This is a genomic window from Duganella guangzhouensis (assembly GCF_009674535.1).
Lineage (GTDB): Bacteria > Pseudomonadota > Gammaproteobacteria > Burkholderiales > Burkholderiaceae_D > Rugamonas > Rugamonas guangzhouensis.
Genome location: NZ_WKJK01000066.1, coordinates 1 through 628, shown reverse-complemented (window position 1 = coordinate 628; position 628 = coordinate 1). Strand labels below are relative to the sequence as shown.

1 protein-coding gene and 1 pseudogene are annotated in these 628 nt (G+C 73.6%); one reads left to right on the top strand and one right to left on the bottom strand.

Annotated features, from left to right (window positions below):
* Positions 1-223 (bottom strand): annotated as a pseudogene (locus GJ699_RS33935) (dihydrolipoamide acetyltransferase); the annotation flags it as partial.
* 55 nt (positions 224-278) lie between these two features.
* Here GJ699_RS33935 and GJ699_RS33930 point away from each other — a divergent pair.
* A partial coding sequence (locus tag GJ699_RS33930) for a hypothetical protein (protein ID WP_229262431.1) occupies positions 279-628 on the top strand: 350 nt, incomplete at its 3' end.

Below are 628 nucleotides of genomic sequence, written 5' to 3'. Positions count from 1 at the left end.
CGCCGTCGGCTGCAGCACCAGTGGCCGGTCGCGCCGTCGAGCCCGCACCATTTGCCGCCGCCGGGCTCGCGCCGCCCTGAGCCGCCGTCTGGCCAGACGACGAACCGCCCTGAGCAGCCGCCGGTTTGCCGTGCGCCGCAGGGGCGGCCGCAGCCGCACCGGCCGGCGTCGCACCGCCCACCGCGCCCTGCAGCGCCTTCAGCTTGCCCTCGAGCTCAGTCAACTTGCTGGAAATCTCAGCATTATGGCCATCCAGCGCCACGCATTCCTTGGCGCTCATGCCGCCCGGCGGGCAGGACGCCGCCGGCGCCGACCGCTTCACGCCCTTGGGCAAAGGCAGCGGCGCCAACGGCAACAACGCCTGCGACACCGACACCGGCACCTCCGTCGATTCCTCCCTGGCAGACGGTTTGATCGGCTTACCATCCGCCGACACCATCACCCCAGCGATCCGGCGCGCCTGCGCCGCCGCCTTCACCTCGCCCGGCACACCAGCCTGCGCCTCATGCATCGACGGCAACGGCGCCGGCTTGCTACGCTCACGCGCCGCCGGTCCGGCCGCAGCAGCGACAGCAGCGGCCGCACCACTCGCCGCGCCACCGGCGCCTGCTGCCTGCGTCGTCGCCGC